The sequence below is a fragment of the Candidatus Chloroploca mongolica genome, assembly GCF_004762035.2.
GTDB lineage: Bacteria > Chloroflexota > Chloroflexia > Chloroflexales > Chloroflexaceae > Chloroploca > Chloroploca mongolica.
This window is the reverse complement of the sequence record NZ_SIJK02000079.1, coordinates 1-17,477: the sequence shown is the minus strand read 5'-3', so window position 1 is coordinate 17,477 and position 17,477 is coordinate 1. Positions and strand designations below refer to the sequence as shown.

The 17,477-nt window shown below is 59.9% G+C and carries 12 protein-coding genes and 1 pseudogene; 11 read left to right on the top strand and 2 right to left on the bottom strand.

What is annotated here, in order from left to right:
* The 5 genes from EYB53_RS23025 to EYB53_RS23005 all read left to right on the top strand — a co-directional run.
* Positions 1 to 1,076: ATP-binding protein (locus tag EYB53_RS23025; protein WP_135481518.1), on the top strand; the 1,076-nt coding region annotated here is incomplete at its 5' end.
* 286 nt (positions 1,077 to 1,362) lie between these two features.
* Complete coding sequence (locus EYB53_RS23020; RefSeq protein WP_205712739.1) at positions 1,363 to 2,364, top strand: arsenic resistance protein; 1,002 nt, start codon at positions 1,363 to 1,365, stop codon at positions 2,362 to 2,364.
* A gap of 213 nt (positions 2,365 to 2,577) precedes the next feature.
* Positions 2,578 to 5,880: an efflux RND transporter permease subunit gene (locus EYB53_RS23015; RefSeq protein ID WP_135481515.1), complete on the top strand. Its 3,303-nt coding sequence runs from the start codon at positions 2,578 to 2,580 to the stop codon at positions 5,878 to 5,880.
* A 132-nt stretch (positions 5,881 to 6,012) separates the two neighbouring features.
* Positions 6,013 to 7,575 carry an efflux RND transporter periplasmic adaptor subunit gene (locus EYB53_RS23010; protein ID WP_371879149.1) on the top strand — a complete coding sequence of 521 codons (1,563 nt, stop codon included), beginning with the start codon at positions 6,013 to 6,015 and terminating at the stop codon, positions 7,573 to 7,575.
* Between the two features lie 143 nt (positions 7,576 to 7,718).
* On the top strand, positions 7,719 to 8,321 hold the full coding sequence (locus EYB53_RS23005) for a TetR/AcrR family transcriptional regulator (protein WP_135481513.1): 603 nt from the start codon (positions 7,719 to 7,721) through the stop codon (positions 8,319 to 8,321).
* A gap of 65 nt (positions 8,322 to 8,386) precedes the next feature.
* Here the strand turns inward: EYB53_RS23005 and EYB53_RS23000 are convergent, their stop codons facing one another.
* On the bottom strand, positions 8,387 to 9,331 hold the full coding sequence (locus EYB53_RS23000) for an arsenate reductase/protein-tyrosine-phosphatase family protein (protein WP_254151209.1): 945 nt from the start codon (positions 9,329 to 9,331) through the stop codon (positions 8,387 to 8,389).
* Positions 9,332 to 9,698: 367 nt separating this feature from the next.
* Between EYB53_RS23000 and EYB53_RS22995 the strand changes: the two genes are divergently transcribed.
* The 4 genes from EYB53_RS22995 (at position 9,699) to EYB53_RS22980 (ending at position 14,889) form a co-directional block, all read left to right on the top strand.
* Positions 9,699 to 10,862 carry a M23 family metallopeptidase gene (locus EYB53_RS22995; protein ID WP_254151208.1) on the top strand — a complete coding sequence of 388 codons (1,164 nt, stop codon included), beginning with the start codon at positions 9,699 to 9,701 and terminating at the stop codon, positions 10,860 to 10,862.
* A 188-nt stretch (positions 10,863 to 11,050) separates the two neighbouring features.
* Positions 11,051 to 12,079, top strand: a complete 1,029-nt coding sequence (locus tag EYB53_RS22990) for a Kelch repeat-containing protein (RefSeq protein ID WP_167857565.1) — start codon at positions 11,051 to 11,053, stop codon at positions 12,077 to 12,079.
* 19 nt (positions 12,080 to 12,098) lie between these two features.
* Complete coding sequence (locus EYB53_RS22985) at positions 12,099 to 14,408, top strand: WD40 repeat domain-containing protein (RefSeq protein WP_135481507.1); 2,310 nt, start codon at positions 12,099 to 12,101, stop codon at positions 14,406 to 14,408.
* A 7-nt stretch (positions 14,409 to 14,415) separates the two neighbouring features.
* On the top strand, positions 14,416 to 14,889 hold the full coding sequence (locus tag EYB53_RS22980; RefSeq protein WP_135481504.1) for a PaaI family thioesterase: 474 nt from the start codon (positions 14,416 to 14,418) through the stop codon (positions 14,887 to 14,889).
* Positions 14,890 to 14,894: 5 nt separating this feature from the next.
* Here EYB53_RS22980 and EYB53_RS22975 read toward each other — a convergent pair whose 3' ends face one another.
* Complete coding sequence (locus EYB53_RS22975) at positions 14,895 to 15,695, bottom strand: class I SAM-dependent methyltransferase (protein WP_135481502.1); 801 nt, start codon at positions 15,693 to 15,695, stop codon at positions 14,895 to 14,897.
* 254 nt (positions 15,696 to 15,949) lie between these two features.
* Here EYB53_RS22975 and EYB53_RS22970 point away from each other — a divergent pair, with 254 nt between their 5' ends.
* Both EYB53_RS22970 and EYB53_RS22965 read left to right on the top strand, forming a co-directional pair.
* Complete coding sequence (locus EYB53_RS22970; protein ID WP_135481500.1) at positions 15,950 to 16,300, top strand: helix-turn-helix domain-containing protein; 351 nt, start codon at positions 15,950 to 15,952, stop codon at positions 16,298 to 16,300.
* Positions 16,301 to 16,600: 300 nt separating this feature from the next.
* Positions 16,601 to 17,477 (top strand): annotated as a pseudogene (locus EYB53_RS22965) (tetratricopeptide repeat protein); the annotation flags it as partial.

The following is a 17,477-nucleotide window of genomic DNA, read 5'->3' as shown; positions in this document are numbered from 1 at the left end:
GGCGTCCAACCGGGTTCCCCGCAGCGCTGGCGTTGATCGGGATGCGCGATGTGCGTGATTACAAGGTCGCGTCAGGCGGCAGCGAGCGCCTCAACACCGCCAGTCCCTTCAATGTCAAGACTGACTCAATTACGCTGAGCAGCTTCACCCGCGACGAGGTGGCACGGCTCTATCAGCAGCACACCGACGAGACCGGGCAGGTCTTCATCCCGGCGGCCATTGACCACGCCTTCGCGCTGACCCAGGGCCAGCCCTGGCTGGTCAATGCGCTGGCCCGCCAGGTTGTTGAGCGTGTGGCACCGGAGCCCGCGCTTGCCATCACGCCGCTTCACCTCGACGCCGCCAAGGAAATCCTGATCCAACGCCAGGACACGCACCTCGATAGCCTGGCCGAACGACTGCGCGAGCCACGGGTGCGCCGCGTGATCGAGCCGATCCTCGTCGGTGGGTCGATCAGCGATGTGCCCGCTGATGACCGCCAATTCGTGGTTGACCTCGGGCTCGTGCGTCGCGATGCGGCCGGCGGGTTGGTCATCGCCAATCCGATCTATCACGAGGTGCTGCCACGTGTGCTGGCGGGCGGGGCACGCGACTCACTGCCCCAGATCGCCCCGGCATGGCTGAAGCCGGATGGCAGCCTCGACCCCGACAAGCTGCTCGACGCGTTCCTGGCTTTCTGGCGCCAACACGGCCAACCGCTGCTCGGCAGCGTCCACTATCACGAGATTGCCCCACACCTGGTCTTGATGGCCTTTCTGCACCGCGTCGTCAACGGCAACGGATCGCTCGACCGCGAGTACGCCATCGGCACGCGGCGCATGGATCTCTGCCTGCGCTACGGCGGCCCGCAGCCCGTCACGATGGGCATGGAACTCAAGGTCTGGCGTGACGGCGAGGCCGACCCCCGCGACGAAGAACTGGCCCAACTCGACATGTACCTGGCCGGATTGGGGCTGGAGACCGGTTGGCTCGTCATCTTCGACCGCCGCAGCGGCCAACCACCCATCGCCCAGCGCACCACGGTGGCGACGGCCACCTCGCCGCAGGGACGCACGATCGCCGTCGTCCGGGCATGACGCGCTGCAAAGCGCACGCCCTCCTAGTATGGCTGCCCCCCACCACCGTCACCGTCCGTAGGGGCGCAGCAGCCCCTGGCCCACCTCGTGCGCTCAGGCGCCACCGATCGCTGCTGCGCCCTTCGGGGGGCATGGTTTGATCCCAGGGTTCCCGAAGCACGTTTGCCCGTGAAGCAGGCTTCATTTTGTAACCATATATCCCCCTGAAGCATCAAATAGGGGAGATATGGTGCTGCAAAGACGCTGCTTTGCAGCATCTTGCGTTGATAATGGGAAGGAACAGATCATGCAGGCTGTGTGGAAGTTGCTGGCCTTTCTTCAAAAACGCTTGATCTGGAGCATCCCTCTTACGATGGGCTTGGGGTTGCTCTATGGGGGCTTCTTTGATCCAACCGGGTTACGGCACGCGATTATGCCCCTGACGTTCCTGATGGTCTACCCGATGATGGTCACGCTCAATGTGCGCGAAGTGCTTACTGGCGGTGATGCCAGGTTGCAACTGGTCACGCAAGGGCTCAATTTTGCCGTGCTGCCTTTTCTTGGTTTTGCCATTGGGCAATGGTTCTTTCCTGATCGCCCCTTCATTGTCATGGGCCTACTGCTGACGGCGCTCTTGCCAACCTCAGGGATGACGATCTCGTGGACAGGTTTTGCGCGGGGCAATGTTCCAGCAGCAGTCAAGATGACCGTGGTCGGCCTTGTCATTGGCTCAATTGCGACCCCACTCTATCTCAAGTTGCTGATGGGCACCATTGTTGATGTGCCGATCACGGCCATCTTTAGCCAGATTATGTTGATTGTCTTCCTTCCAATGGCGGCGGGCTATGCAACGCAACGTGCGCTCATCAAGCAGTTTGGCGCAAAGCGCTGCCAGAAGGAAATCATGCCGCGCTTCCCCAGCCTCTCGACACTTGGGGTGCTTGGCATTGTCTTTACCGCCATCGCATTGAAAGCAACCACGATCCTCGAAAATCCTCTCTTGCTGTTGCGCCTCTTCCTGCCCCTGGTTTTGCTCTATGGACTCAATTTTCTGATCAGTACGCTGATCGGGCGGTTCTTTTTTACCCGCAAGGATGCAATTGCGCTGGTCTACGGCAGTGTCATGCGCAACCTGTCAATTGCCCTCGCCGTAGCAATGACTGCTTTTGGCTCAGCAGGCTCCGAGATTGCGCTGATCATCGCCCTGGCCTATGTCATTCAGGTGCAGTCAGCCGCCTGGTACGTCAAGTTTACGGATCGGATTTTTGGCGCTGATGAAGCGGCTGTTCTCGTGCCAACCACCCCGTAGGGGCGTGCCTTGCCACGGCTAAACAATTATGGGTAGGCTGAGGCACCCAGACAGCTTTGCTGTCTGGGTGCCTCAGCCTACCCGTTCAGCATTTCCTACTTGCGCGTTCAAAGACTTTACGGTACAGTAAAGACAAAGCTCGTGCAAGTTGTGTGCATGAGCCATGTGCAGTGCAACATGCGCTATCCTTACACCCTCAATTGAGGAGGCTTGATGGCTACGCCCCAACGCCAAAAAGAAAAGTTGAACGGCCTCTGGGTCTCGGATGTCTCAATCCGCCAGCCAGTCTTTATCACGATGGTGATGCTGGCGATTATGACATTTGGCATTCTCTCGTTCCGTACGACTCCGGTCAATCTGCTGCCCGATATTGATGTGCCTGTCTTTGTGGTGTCGGTAAACTACCCCGGCGCCGGCCCCGAGAGTGTCGCCGATCAGGTGATTCGCCCGATTGAAGATGCGGTCAATACGCTGGCCGGTCTTCGTGACCTAACCTCCAATTCCAGCGAAGGCTTTGGTTTTGTCGTGCTGGAGTTTGAAGCCGGTACGGATATTAATGAGATTGATCAGAATGTCCGTGAAAAGGTCAATGCGATTTTACCGTCGTTGCCACGCGATGTGCGCCAGCCGGTCTTTGAACGCTTTGATCCGAATCAAGCGCCGATTATGTCAATCGCCGTCGCGGCGACTGGCGGTCAGTCGCCGCTTGCGTTGCGCTCTCAGCTCGAAAATGAGATTGTGCCGCTCCTGCAGCGTGTCCCCGGCGTGGGCAATGTTGAAGTAAGCGGCGGCGAGGTGCGCCAGATCAATGTCCTCATGGATCTCGCCCGCCTCCAGGCGTTTGGCATTCTGCCTTCGCAAATCACCCGCTCACTCCAGCAGGCCAACGCAAACCTTGGCCTCGGTACCATCGAGCAGGGCGATCAGTCGATTAGTCTCCGCGCTCCGTCATTGCTGCAAACCCCCGAGGATATCGCGCGGATCCAGATTACCGGCACCAATTTCCGCATTGGCGATGTCGCTTCGGTGGAAGATGGCGTTGCTCAGGTGACGCGCTTTTCGCGCCTCGATGGCGATGATGCGATCATTCTCAGTGTCCGCAAGCAGTCGGGGAGCAATACCGTAACGGTTGCCGAAAATGTTCGCGCAGCCGTTGAGGAGCTTTTTCTTACACGCTCGGATCTTGTCTATACGATTCCACAAGATGATTCCCAGGCGGTGACGGCGTCGGTTATTTCGTCCCTCGAAGAGCTGATCTTTGCCTCGATTGCCGCGTTCCTCGTGGTCTGGTTCTTTTTCCGCAATCTGCGCAGTACGATCATTACGATGATTGGTCTGCCGGTGATTCTCATCGGTACCTTTATCTTTATGCCCTTCTTTGGGCTGACGATTAACCTCATCACGCTGCTTGCCCTCTCGTTATGTGTGGGCCTTGTGATTGACGATGCGATTGTCGTCCGCGAAAATATTTTCCGCCGTATGGAACGTGGTGAGACCGCCCGCATCGCGTCGTCCAAAGGTACGTCGGAGGTGAGCCTCTCGGTGCTGGCGATGACGCTGACGATCGTTGCGGTCTTTGTGCCCGTGACCTTCGCCGAAGGTACCGCCGGCATTGTCTTCCAGTCCTTTGGCGTCGTCATTGCCGTGGCGATTCTGCTCTCGCTCGTCGAGGCGTTCACCCTCGCCCCGATGATGTCGTCGAATGTCTTCCCTAATGCCAAAATGAAGCCGCACGATACCCACGGTTCCCGCCGCGAGGCGTTGCCGGGGCTCGATATTGATCGCCTTCAACAAGAGAACGAAGATCGCGATAGCAGCTTGCTCCAGGAGGCAAAAGAAGATCCGGGGCGCATGGGCGCAGCCTATGGCAAATTGCTTGGCTGGACGCTAGCGAGTACGCGCAATCGCATGCTCGTTGTGGCCACATCGATCGGGGTGTTGCTGCTCAGTGTGGTGGTGGCAGGTGGCCTCAAGTTTACCTTCTTCCCCGAGCAGGATCCCCACGAGTTTCTGATGGGCTTCGAGGCCCGGCCCGGCACGACCCTGGCCGAGACGAATCGCCTCGCTCAGCAGGCCGAGCAGATCTTGCTTGCCGATCCTGCGGTCGCTACGGTGATATCCAATATCGGTTTTTCGGGCAATCCGGAACGAACCGAGTTTTTTGTGAAGCTGGTCGATCGGACGCCGACGATTCCGGTGCAGGAACGCCTGCGTGAGCAACTCGGCTTTTTGCCGCGCCTGTCGTTTGCGCTGCCCAGTTTCCAGCCCACTAGTACCGGCGTCGCTGGCCGCGAGTTCCTGGTGAGTCTCCAATCACCTCGTCCCATCAACGAGATTGCACCGGTTGTGGCCGCCGTCGAGAACGAGTTCCGCCAGATGGACGGTCTGGTCGATATTGATACCAATTTCCAGACGGGCAAACCTGAATTGCAGTTCATTGCCGACCCTGGCCGCATTGGCGAGCTTGGGGTGACCAACGATGATATTGCGACTTCGGTGCGCGCCCTGATCAATGGCGAGCGGGCGACGGTGCTCCGCCAGGGCGGGCAAGACTATGATGTGGTTGTGCGTCTGCGTGAAGAAGACCGGACAGGGGTCGAGTCGCTCGGGGCAATCAGTCTGCCTACCCGCAGCGGCACGGTTCCCCTCAGTTCGCTCGGCACAATCGAGGTCTCGAGCAGCCCGGTGACGATCCGTCGTTTCAATCGGCTCAACCAGGTGTTGATCGGGGCCAACCTCGAGGGCCGCAATCTGACCGATGTTCAGAACGAGATGAACGCGCGCCTGGATGCGCTCGGCATTCCCAATGATGTTGTGGTTAGCTACGTCGGCTTGCTGCAGCAAACCACTGAAGGTTTTGACTCGCTCTTGCTCGCGATGGCGCTCTCGGTGCTCTTTGTCTATATGGTGCTCGCATCGCAATTTGGTTCGTTTACGCAGCCGCTGGTGATTATGATGGCGATGCCTTTCAGTTTCATCGGGGCTTTCCTGGCGCTCCGCATCATTGGCATTGACCTCGACATCACCGGGATGATTGGCCTGATTTTGCTGCTTGGTCTTGTGGTCAAGAACTCGATTCTGCTGGTCGATTTTACCAACCAACTCCGCGCACTTGGCCTCAATAAACACGATTCGCTGCGGCTCGCCGGGGCCATTCGTCTGCGCCCGATCCTGATGACCGCCATCTCGCTGATCGCCGGCGCACTGCCGACTGCGATGGGCATCCACGTCTTTGGTACGGGTCAAGGCACCGAGTTCCGCAGTGGCCTCGCCTGGGTTATCATCGGCGGGATGACCACCTCAACGATCCTGACCCTGCTGGTCGTGCCGACGGTGTACAGTCTGATCGAAGGGATGACCTCGCGCTTCAACAACTGGTTTATCCGCAAGTTTCCCAGCGCAGGTCAACCCGAAGCCCAACCCGAACCACCGGTCGCCACCGGGGCAACCGCAATTACGCCGACACCACCGGCACCAGCAACGATGCCAACTCAGACGGAATCATCAGCCGATTAATGCGCACGTAGAGGCGAAGCACCCGCGCCTGCGCCATCCCAAAGTGGCACTGTCGTCACGGGCAGGTGCTTCGCTCGTCGCTAACACACGATATCAGCGCTAACAACGTACATATATTAAGGAGCATCATTCGTGTTACGCAAACTTGTCTTGAGTGGAATGGCAGCCGCGCTGCTCGCTGGCTGTGCCACTACGGCACAGCCTGAAAGCGCAGTTACGCCTGTGCCGACGATAGCCCTGCCCGCCGCTTCGACGGGAAGCAGCCCTGCCCAACCAGCTGCCGAGGGTGTGCTCGCTGCCCCGACAGCGGCACCATTGCTCGCGCTTGGCGTGACGGCGTCAGGCGAAATCGCACCGAAACGGAGTGCGTCGCTCCTCTTCCGGGTGCCCGGTACCGTGGCCGAGGTGATGGTCGAAGAGGGTATGAGTGTCAGTGAAGGCCAGGAATTGATCCGGCTTGATGTCTCCGAGCTTGAACTGGGCTTGCGCCAGGCCGAAGCCGGGCTGGCTCAGGCCCAGGCTGGCTATGAGCGCCTCATTGAAGGCGCTACCCCGGAAGAGGTGGCCGCTGCCCGCGCCCAGGTTGCCCAGGCCCAGGCAGGGCTGCGCCAGACCACTGGTAGCGTTACATCCGAAGATATTGCCGCTGCCGAGGCTGCGCTTGCCAGCGCGCTTGCACGCCAGGCCGACGTAGCCGCAGGCCCACGCACCCCCGATCTCCAGCAGGCCGAAGCAGGCGTCGCTCAGGCCCGCGCCAATCTTGAAGTGCAACGGACAAATCTCTCGGCGGCTAAGACCAATGCGCAACTCCAACTCGATATCGCCGCCAATGGTCTGCGTGACGCCCAACAAGCCTATTCAGATATCTACTGGCGCAATCGCGAAACCGAGTTGCAGCTGAGCAAGTTTGGCCGGGAAATCCCGCAAGAGGCGCTGGACGCCGAGCAGCAGACGCTGCGGGCGGTACAGAACGCCGAGACGCGTTTTGCCCAGGCCCAACTCGCCTACGACCAGGCGACCCAGAATGAGGTCGAAGGCATCCGTGCCGCCGAAGCAGGCGTTGCCAACGCTGAAGCAAGCCTGCAACGCCTGCTCGATGGGGCCACCGCCGAGCAACGCGCCGCCGTTGATGCCCAGGTTGCGCAGGCCCGTGCGTCACTCGACCGCTTGCGCGGCGACCAGCGCGCTGGCTCACTCGACGCCGCCCGCGCAGGCATCGCCGTAGCCCAGGCCAATCTCGCCCGCGCCACCAGCGATCCGACTGCGGCCACGCTGGCTGGCTCGCTCGCCCAAGTTGAACAGGCCCGCGCTGCCGTCGAATCAGCCCAACTCAACCTCGGCAAAGCCGTGCTCCGCGCCCCCTTCGATGGCACCATTGCCATCGTCAACGTCGAAATCGGTGACAGCGTCGGTGCCGGCGCTGTGCCGGTGGTGCAGATCGTTGATATCAGTGAATTGCGCGTCGAAGTCAGTATCAGCGATACCGATGTCGCCCGCGTCCGCGAAGGCATGCCCGCCACCGTGACGCTCGACGCGATCCCAGGACAAACCTTTACTGGCAACGTCAGCTTTATCGCCCCGACCGCAACCGTCGTCGGCAACGTCCGCACCTTTGCCGTCCGCATCACCCTCGATGAACAGACAGGGCTGCGCGCCGGCATGAGCGCCCGTGTCACCATCCAACTTGATGGCTAAGGAGTGCCTTCCGGCTGGGGATTTGGGGGCTGCAGGCCCCCAAGAATCTCGCTTGTGCTGGCGTAAACGGCCAGCTTCACTGGCCGTTTACGCCAGCACAAGCATGGGTTTTAGGGCGACAGCCCCCATTATTGAGAAAGTCTATGAGTCAAACCCTACGCGAACGTCGTAAAGCATTGCTCCGTGATGAAATCCTCGCCGCTACGCACCAGTTGATGGCCGAGCGGGGCTATGCTGCCTTCTCGATGGAAGAACTCGCGGCACGCGTTGGCGTCTCTAAGCCGACGCTCTACAATCAGTTCCCCACCAAAGAGGATCTCGTGGCGACGATGGCAATGCAATTGATGGAGCGTACCTTTGCCCAGGTCGAGGCGGCGAGCGAGGCTTCTCCGTTGCAACGCCTCCTCACCTTTCTCCATACCAGTGTGCGCCTGCAAATCGAGCATCGTACCTGCGCGATGCAACTCTGGCTGCCCGAGATCATTGATCTGCTGGAACGCCACCCACGCTCGCACGACTACATTGCACGCATTGATGCCCGCCTGGTCGCCACCATCGAAGAGGCCATTGCTGTCGGCGAAATTGACCCCTCGGTTGATGTCGCCAGCGTCGTCCGCATCTTCAATGCGCTCAATATCTCACCCAGTATCGGCTGGATCAGCGTCAGCGGCGAACCAGACCCCGAACGCCTCGCCGATACAGTTGTCGCCGTCTTTCGCCAGGGTCTCGCCCCACGGATCACCTGATGTTCATTTTCAGTAAATTATGCTCAAAAAACGATCAGCTTTGCTGATCGTTTTTTGAGCATAATTTACTGAAAATGACTCAACATCGCTGAAGCATCGGTCACATCCGCTGCGGTTATTGGCGCAGTCAGCCGGGCAAACACCTTGAGCAACAGGTGCGCCTGATCAGGCGTCGGCATAGTGCTCGCCAGCACCAGCATCGCTCGTACCAACGCCAGGTAGGCGCGCCCAAAGCCATCAGAAGGTGCGGCTTGCTCGAGCTCACTCAGATCGGCCAATAGATAGTGACGCGCCGCTGCCCAGACGATCACATCAGGCCGATCGGCCACAAGTTGCAAGATATGCTCGGCTCGTTGCACCAGAAGCGCCGCTTGATCCATTAGCGGCGAAGGCGCACGCCACTCGTGCGGCAGTGCCGTTGATAGAGTGGCAGCAGGCAACGCAACACCGCGCACCGCCAGGTCAAGGAGCGACGGATCAGCGATGATCGCTTCTGCAGACGGCGCAGCCGCAGGTTTGGGAGAAGAGCCCGCCCCGGTGTCCGGCGACCATGCAGGGTCAACAAGTTGGCCCAGGCGCACCATACCAGCCCGCAACAACATTACAATTTCATTACCATATTGCACCCAGGCCCCGACCTGCATGCGAAAAGGGTCAGGGATATCGCGCGCCCGACCGGCCAGTTCACCCAGACTCACTGTCACCGCATCAGGAAAGCGCATTCGCACCACACGGGCAATGCCGCTATCAATCGCCAGCAATACCCGTGCCTGCACCACCAGTTCAGGCGTGAGGGAACGCGCACAATGAGTATCCAGATCAAACCCGAGGATCATCATCGCCGAGCGCGCCTCTGGCTCGGCCGGATAACCGTCATGCCCCACAATCCCCGTTGAGGCCACGTCCCACGGCAAGCCCTGCTCGCCAAGCAAACGCCGCAACATCGCCGCCGCCATCGGCGCACGACCGGTATCTGCTGCACCCACAATGAGAATATCTGGCTTTGCCATGCCATGTATCATACCACAACTACCCCCTCACCCCACCGAAGTAACTCGGGCTACGCCACAATCCCACCTCGCCTCCGCCGAAGCATCGCGGGCTACGCCTCAACCCCACCCTGGTTGAGATGGGCAGTGTGGGCTCGATCTCAACCAAAATTTGATCATTTTGTCAGTTTGTGATATGTTTATCAGGCCGCTTGACCACGAACGTCAGGGCACATCTCTTCACAGTGAAGCGACGAGCCAAGTTTGCTCGTGCTTCCCAGAGCTTCAAAAAGGCTCTCCACATGGCCGTTTGCCCTGTTTGCAACCGGCCTGATCCAGGAACGATCACGGGGTTCGCCCCACCATTACTGACCCAGGAGGTTCACATTTGTTGAGTCTACGTGCGACTCTGCCCGGCAAGTTTGTCCTCGGCTCACGTCAACGCATGCTCGCTTGCATCCTACTGCTGGTTCTGCTCACAGTTTCCACCCTGAGCCCGTCACCCGCTCAGGCCGCTCGAAGTCTGGTTCTGCCAACCCCGGCTGGCGAATCCTGGCGCATTATTCAAGGTTATGCTTGCGGTACCCACAATAGCTGGGATCGCTATTCACTTGATCTTATTCAGGTCAATGGACCTACCTATGGCGCACCGATCCGCGCCGCCGCGAATGGCACCGTCTGGCATTGGGAAGCCCGCAGTGGAACGCTTATTCTCCATCACGGGAATCAGTTCTTCACGATGTATACCCATCTCCAACGTGCGGTGACGACCTCCCGCGGTGTCTTCTTTGAAGCCGGTCAGACCCTTGGGTACGCCGGTGATCGCGGTTCACCCGGTACCCCCCATCTCCATTTCACCGCTTTTACGGCGAATCGTGATGGTTGGAGTGGCAAACAGTCGATCCCACTCAAATTCGCTGAAGGCTATGACCTTCCCGAGATTGGTGGCTGCAATCAGCACGGCGGCAAAGTAATGACCGCCATGGCGCTGCAACCACCCGAGGTCGTCTTCAGTTCGGAGCTCCAACCCGACACCTGGACAAATCAGGATCTGCGGGTCGAGTTTACGATCAACTGGGGCGGCGGTGGCCTCAGTCAGGCCTGGAACCAGGAACCTGCGGAAGATCGCCCGATGTTCCCGTCGGTGATTGACGGCTATGCCCAACTGTCCGATAAGGGCGAAGGCAAACATACGCTCTATGTGCGCGCCTGGGGGCCCGATGGCAAGCAGACCCTCGCCAGCTATGGGCCGGTTGGCTTCGACCAAACACCACCCTCGGCACCCGTAGCGATCCCGGCCATGACGGTAAAACCGGGGGTCGTGGTCGTGCCCTGGCAACCCGCTGAAGATGCGCTCTCGGGCGTCAAAGGCTACCTCGTTTATATCGGTGCCGATCCTGAAGGTACGTCACGCTGGTTTACGCCTGACCCGGTCGTCAAGACCGAGCCACTCAATCCTGGCGAGTACCTCGTACGGCTGCAGAGCCTCGATCATGCCGGGAATAGTAGCCCCTGGACAACCATCGGGACAATCACCGTCACCGGTGAGTAGTTGACTGTCTCTCGCGCAGCCTGTCAGCACGACTGATAGGCTGCGCCGTTTAGTAGCACCGGCTTCCAGCCGGTGGGGCTTCCTGACCGGCTGGAAGCCGGTGCTACCTTCGCTGCGAACGGTCAAGCTCATTTGAAACATGCCTAGGCATGGATACGCTTCTCCATAGCTAAAGGTAGAATATGCATATGCAAGGTCAACCCCGCATCCTCGTTGCAACGATCAGTTTGCTCTGCCTCCTCGGGTTCACCTGGCCGTCCCTGACTACCCAGGCCATGGTCGTCACGCAAGTGCCTGCCTCAACCGATACGTTGCACTGGGAACTACACCCTGGCATGCCCAGTCCCCGTGGCTATCTTGCGGCTGCGACGCTAGCAGATGGACGGGTGGTGGCGATTGGGGGCTGGACGCCTGCTGGTCCCACAGCCGTTGTTGAAGCCTATCATCCCCATACGGCGACCTGGCAAACCCTTGCTCCACTGGCGACGGGACGCAATAGCCTTGCGGCGGTAACCCTGGATGGCACAATCTATGCGCTGGGTGGCTACAGCATTGGGGTCAGTTCCCTCGTCGAAGCCTATGATGCAACCAGTGATGCTTGGCAAAGCGTCGCGCCATTGCCCACGGCCCGCGCATTGCTTGGTGCTGCGGCGGTACAAGGGAACATCTATGCCATTGGCGGACGGGATGCGCTTGACCAGGAGCTATCAGTTGTCGAGGTGTATAACCCAGCGACCGATGAGTGGCATGAACGCGCACCCATGCCGACGCCACGCTGGGCGAGTGCGGTCGCGGTTGGAGCAGATGGCTGGATCTACGTTTTTGGTGGTACGCGTCGCAGTGGGACGGCCCTGAACGTTGTTGAGGCATATGATCCACAGACCGATACCTGGCACACAAAAACGCCGATGCCGACTCGCCGTGAGGGGGCCGCAGCCGTGACCGGGCCGTATGGCACGATCTTCGTTCTCGGGGGCTATGCCTTTGCGAGCAGTTGGCTCGCCAGTGTCGAAGGGTATGATCCCACAACCGACACCTGGAGAGCCGGGCCTTCCCTGTCAGTGGCACGCGGTTATCTCAGCGCAGCCAGAGGTTCCGTCGGTACTTTCTATGCATTGGGTGGGGTGCGTGGCAATGGGATGGACTATCTGGCAACCATGGAGGGAGCAGCGCTGCCCGTCCCTCATCAATTCTATGTACCACTGTTGATGCGCTGATGGTGGTAGAATAGCTGGCATGACATATTCTCAGGCAACTGACGTTGAGGCAAACGTGCTCTTCATCGCCGTACCCGAGGATCTCCCTGTGGTGCAGGGGTTGGTCAGTCGCCTGCAGATCGATGGGTTCGCCATCACGCTGGTGAGCCAACTGCCTGATCTCGGTGCTTCGCCACGCATCTGGCGTGAGACGCTGGCACAGGCAAGGGCCGTGGTCTTCTGCCTCTCGCGACGCAGCATGCCCAATGACCAGCCACCCTCGCTTGTGAGCAGTCTGACCGAGTTGCTCAACCTTACGCCCGCCCCTCACCGCTTTGTCGTAACGCTCAAGTTAACCAGTTGCACGCTCCCGGCAAGTCTCAGGGCCACACCAACGCTTGATCTCTTCAGCGCACGCAGCTACGAGCGCTTCCGTGACCTGCTCCACAATCACCTTGCAACCACCGCCACCCCACCCCCTGTCACTGCACCAGAAACACCGGCTGCGCCCTCACATCCAGCCCTTGTCCCCGAAGGCAGCTTTGCACTCGATGAACTTGAGGCGCATGGCTTGCTCCGACGGCTGGGGCGCGGTGTGCCACGTGCGCTCTTCCTGATCGATCAAGCGCACGCCCTGGTCATCTCAGGTGGTGGCCCGGTTTTGCTCGCACTCGGCGATGGAACACCGCGCTGGGCGATTGATCATCCGACCCATTGTGCCAGTCTCAGCCCAAGCGGTCAGTTGCTGGCCCTCGCTGCCGGAACCAGAATTATGCTCTGGGAACTCGCAAACGGTCAGTTGCACAGCATCTGTAGTGGGCATACCGGGATGATCCAGAGTCTGGCCTTTGCCCCTGATGAACGGCTGATTGCTTCGGGGGGGCGCGATCGTCGGGTGCGGCTCTGGCGTCTCAGCGCAGGCCAGCCGGTGGTGCTCGCAACCTTGCCCGAGCATAGCGATACCGTGACCGCCCTGGCTTTCAACGCCGATGGCACCTTGCTGGCAACCGGCAGCGCTGATCAAAGTGTCCGCATCTGGCGCACCTTTGACCGCGTGCTGATCCAAACGCTGGCCGGGCACGGTGGTACGGTCGAAGCGCTGGCCTTTAGCCCCGATAAGACCCTGCTCGCCGCAGGTTCACGTGGCCGCCGCGTCCGCCTCTGGGAAACCGCAACCTGGAAGCTCCGCGTGACCCTCGAAGGCCACGAAGGCGCCGTTGAGACCCTCGCCTTCGCGCCAACCGGCGACATGCTCGCCACCGGGGCGACCGATGGAACCTTGCGCCTCTGGCAGACCGCCACCGGGGCGTTGCTCAGGATCGTTGGTCAGCATCAAAACCCCCTGACCAGTACGACCTTTAGCCCCGATGGCAGCCTGATCGCGAGCCTCGGCGAAGATAATCGCTTGCATGTCTGGCAGACGGCAAGCAGCGCGCATATCACCAGCCTGCGCCCCCTGAGTGGCCGCGTCACCAGCCTGACGCTGAACACCGAAGGCACGCTGCTTGCCCTCGGGAGCAGTGAAGGGGCCGTGACCATCCACGAATTGACCGCCGAAGGCGGCACGCGCATCCGTCAGCAGGATCATGTCGGGCCGATCATCAGTGCCGCCTTTTACGAACCGGATCATCTGATTACCGCCGCCAGTGATCGTACGATTCGTGCCTGTACTACCACGACTGGAGCCTCGCGCATTTTGTGGCAGACGCACGGCAGCAATCGCGTTGCCTGCCTTGCGTCCAACGGGCGCCTTCTCGCCTGCACCGACGGCACCGGCACGGTGCAACTCTGGCGCATCACTCCCGCAGAAACGGCAGCGGGAGGTCAGTTCTGGCGCGTCTTGCGTGGTCTCCAAGGGCGGCCACGCCTGATCCGGTTCGATGCTCAATGTCAGGCCATTTTTGTTGCCACTGACGAAAGCGCGATCCAGATCTGGCACCTCAACGATCTCGAAGCAGAACGCGAACGATCCAGCCAGCACCTACCCTGCCAGGGCGAAGAAATTCGCAGCCTGGGCACCAGTCTCGATGGGCGCCTGCTCGCCATCGGCAGCAGCGAAGGCACGATCCAGCTCTGGCATCGGCAGGAACACCGCACCCTCGGGATACTCGAAGGAATCGAAAGCGCCGTGACCAGTCTGACCTTTGCCGGAGGAGATCACACCCTGGTAGCCGGCGATGCCGAGGGTCGCCTCCACTTCTGGCGCATCACCCAGCGCAACTGGCGGCCCCGGCGTACGAATCTTATTCATGCCCATGCTGGCACAATCGAGCACCTGCTTTATAATGCAAACCAGCAACATCTTATCAGCGGGTCACGCGATGGCACCGTCCGGATCTGGAAAGCATAAGCCTGCGATGAATAAACCAGCCTTTCAAGACTACTATCCCGATGAATTGAGCCACTGTTATGGCTGTGGCCGCCTCAACCAGGATGGCCTCCAACTCAAGAGCCAGTGGGACGGCGACGAGTCGGTGGCTTTTTTTACGCCGCGACCTGAACACACCGCCATCCCTGGGTACGTCTATGGCGGCTTGCTCGCCTCCTTGATCGACTGTCACGGCACCGGCACGGCAGCCGCAGCAGGCTACCAGGCCGCCGGGCGACCAATGGGCAGTGAACCGCCCCTCCGTTACGTCACCGCCTCACTCCACGTTGACTATCTCCGCCCAACGCCACTCGGCAACCCGCTCGAAATCCGCGGACGCGTCAAAGAGGTCAAAGGGCGCAAAGTGATCATCGAAGCCTGGATCATCGCCGACAACGCCATCTGCGTACGCGGCGAAGTCGTCGCGGTGCAGTTGCCAGAAACAATGCGTTTCGGCGGCTAAATAGTTCAAGGCTTGCGCGCCACGATCAAGCCGAAACGCCCACGTAGTGAAACGACCCGGCCTTCCTCCACGGTCAGGGCAAACTGCTCATGCAAACGGGCCGGGGCCGCAAGCAACCAGCGCTCAAGCGCCTCACGCTCGGCAGCAGGCATCCCAATTCGTGCCGTCCACTCAGCAAACTGATACGGCTCACGCGGATCATCCTCCTGATGCACCACCTCAAGCCCCGCCGTGGTACAAAACGTCTGCCAGGCGTGGTACGAATGGGCCCGGACGTGGCTGGGATCACGCCAGCGCTCGAAGCGATCCATAAACGCATCGAGCTCAGGATCTTCCAGACCGATATGATCAGAAATGAGCAACCGCCCCCCAGCGCGTAACGCCTGCGCTGCTCCGGTCACAAAGGCCTGTACATCAGCAAAATGATGGGCAGCCACACGGCAACAGACCAGATCGAGCGACGCAGGTGCACACGGCAGGCGTTCAGCCTCACAACGCACGTAACTCACCCGTTCAAAGCCCTGTGCCGCCAGGTGATCACGCGCCGCATGCAACATCGCCAGGGTCAAATCGACCGCAATCACATGACGCACAAACGGCGCAAGCGCAAGCGCCATATGCCCCCCACCAGTCGCCACATCAAGGACGACTTCGTCACCCGTCAGGGCGGCCAATTCAACCAGGCGCGCCAGATCCCCCCCCATCGCATGCGTACGACTGGTCACATACGCCTGGGCAACAGGGGCAAATTGCGCCTGCACCAGTGCCTTCAGATCCGCGTGTTGCGCACCCCTCTCGTCAACCATAGATCACATCCTTTCAAAGATCCCATTCGCACGGGCTTGATCCTATCCGGTCTCGTGTTACAATATAAAGAGACAAAAGCAACTGTAACACGCTTTGTGAACCTGTACTTGCAGCGCAACAGGTATCTTTCTTGTGCTGGCAACAGGCTAGCTATGCTAGCCTGTTGCCAGCACAAGAAACCAGGTTTAGGGAAGCAGCCCCAGCACCCGTTCGGAAGCGATAAGAAAGAAGCCTACCTGAGAAGAAAAGCCGTATGAACGACGAATACCAGTATCCACCAACAAAATCCAAGCGCACATCACGTCAAACGTGGGACCCACAACGCATTCGTGCCCTGCGTGAGCATATGGGCATGACGCAACAACAAATGGCTGATGAATTGGAAGTGCGCCAACAAACGATCAGCGAATGGGAAACGGGCATTCACAAACCGCATCGCTCAACGCAAAAGACCCTCTCGCTCGTTGCCGAACGCGCAGGCTTTGTCTATGGTGAACACCCTGTACTCACCGAAACAAGCGTGGCCCCCGCACAAGAGGCAGACCCTTCGCCAACCACGGCAGGCCCATCAACCGTAGAGGGCTTTGTCCCTCAAGACCAGTAAGGGCGAAGCGCCCGCTCCTGCCACATCCAAGCGTAGTTGTGCCTTCCAGGGCGGGTGTCTCTCCCGGCAACGAGCGTTCCGCTTCTTTGCCCTCTCCTGGCCCACAATTGCCACCAGCAGGCCAAAAACGCTTTGCACTTTTGCGCAGGATATGTGGCAGCGAGACCGTGATAGCGCCATCCTACGCAGAAAAACTGTTGACCCTCATTACGACGTGTGCTAGAATAGGCACCGAGTAACAGAGACGATCTGTTTGTTCTATCGTTCCTGCCCACAGTGGCACAAGAGGAAGGATTGTTCATGGCGGAGCCGGAAAGCATTTTGCAACTGGGCATTGAAGCCGCACGCGAGGGCAAAAAAGACGAAGCCCGTCAACTCTTTCGCCTGCTCACTCGCCAAGAGCCTGAAAACGCCCAGGGGTGGCTCTGGCTCGCTGGTGTCGCTGAGAATCGTGAAGAACGCCAGAATGCGCTTGAACGTGTCCTGACACTCGATCCTCAGAATGAAATGGCGATCAAGGGCCTCAATGCCCTGGGTGTCCGTCCCAGTACGACCATGCGCGCAGGCATTCACGAAGTACCGCCGCCCCCACCACCACCGACTGAGGCGATCACTGATGATGCGTTCGAGGACGATCCTTTCGCTGAACTCGATAACCTCGGAGATGCCATCAGTGCCGATACGTCTGGTCCAGTGCGTCGGGCTGAAGGTGTGCCTCATCATGCCGATCCGCAAGATGAGAAGCTTACCGCTGATCGCGCCGCCATGCTCGCTGCCTCGTCGCAGCGCCGTCGCGACGAGGCCGAGCCGGCAAAGAGCCGCCGTTCAGCCGTTTATAACGATGAGTATGAAGAACCGCGTCGCGGCTTTAGTCCGCTGCTCGCGCTGTTGCTCTTCCTCGTCGGGCTTGGCCTGGTCGGGCTATTGCTTGCGTTCCTCTTCTCAGATTTCTTCGGCGGTACGCAGGTCGCTGAACCGAATGCGACCCAGCAGGCGATTGTTGCCGCAACCGCAACGGCTCTTGCCGAAAATCCGATTATCGGGGTGGAACCAACCACCGACCCTGGTGACCCCGGCACTGACCCCGGCCAGCCCGGCACTGACCCCGGCCAGCCCGGCACCGACCCCGGCCAGCCCGGCACCGACCCTGGACAGCCCGGCACTGACCCCGGCCAGC

What these genes read in the sequence shown, in the direction of transcription:
- EYB53_RS23015 (WP_135481515.1), top strand. Translation starts at nt 2,578, where the DNA reads ATGGCTACGCCCCAACGCCAAAAAGAAAAGTTGAACGGCCTCTGGGTC.
- EYB53_RS22970 (WP_135481500.1), top strand. Translation starts at nt 15,950, where the DNA reads ATGAACGACGAATACCAGTATCCACCAACAAAATCCAAGCGCACATCA.
- EYB53_RS23020 (WP_205712739.1), top strand. Translation starts at nt 1,363, where the DNA reads ATGCAGGCTGTGTGGAAGTTGCTGGCCTTTCTTCAAAAACGCTTGATC.
- EYB53_RS22990 (WP_167857565.1), top strand. Translation starts at nt 11,051, where the DNA reads ATGCAAGGTCAACCCCGCATCCTCGTTGCAACGATCAGTTTGCTCTGC.
- EYB53_RS22975 (WP_135481502.1), bottom strand. Translation starts at nt 15,695, where the DNA reads ATGGTTGACGAGAGGGGTGCGCAACACGCGGATCTGAAGGCACTGGTG.
- EYB53_RS22980 (WP_135481504.1), top strand. Translation starts at nt 14,416, where the DNA reads ATGAATAAACCAGCCTTTCAAGACTACTATCCCGATGAATTGAGCCAC.
- EYB53_RS23000 (WP_254151209.1), bottom strand. Translation starts at nt 9,331, where the DNA reads ATGGCAAAGCCAGATATTCTCATTGTGGGTGCAGCAGATACCGGTCGT.
- EYB53_RS23005 (WP_135481513.1), top strand. Translation starts at nt 7,719, where the DNA reads ATGAGTCAAACCCTACGCGAACGTCGTAAAGCATTGCTCCGTGATGAA.
- EYB53_RS22985 (WP_135481507.1), top strand. Translation starts at nt 12,099, where the DNA reads ATGACATATTCTCAGGCAACTGACGTTGAGGCAAACGTGCTCTTCATC.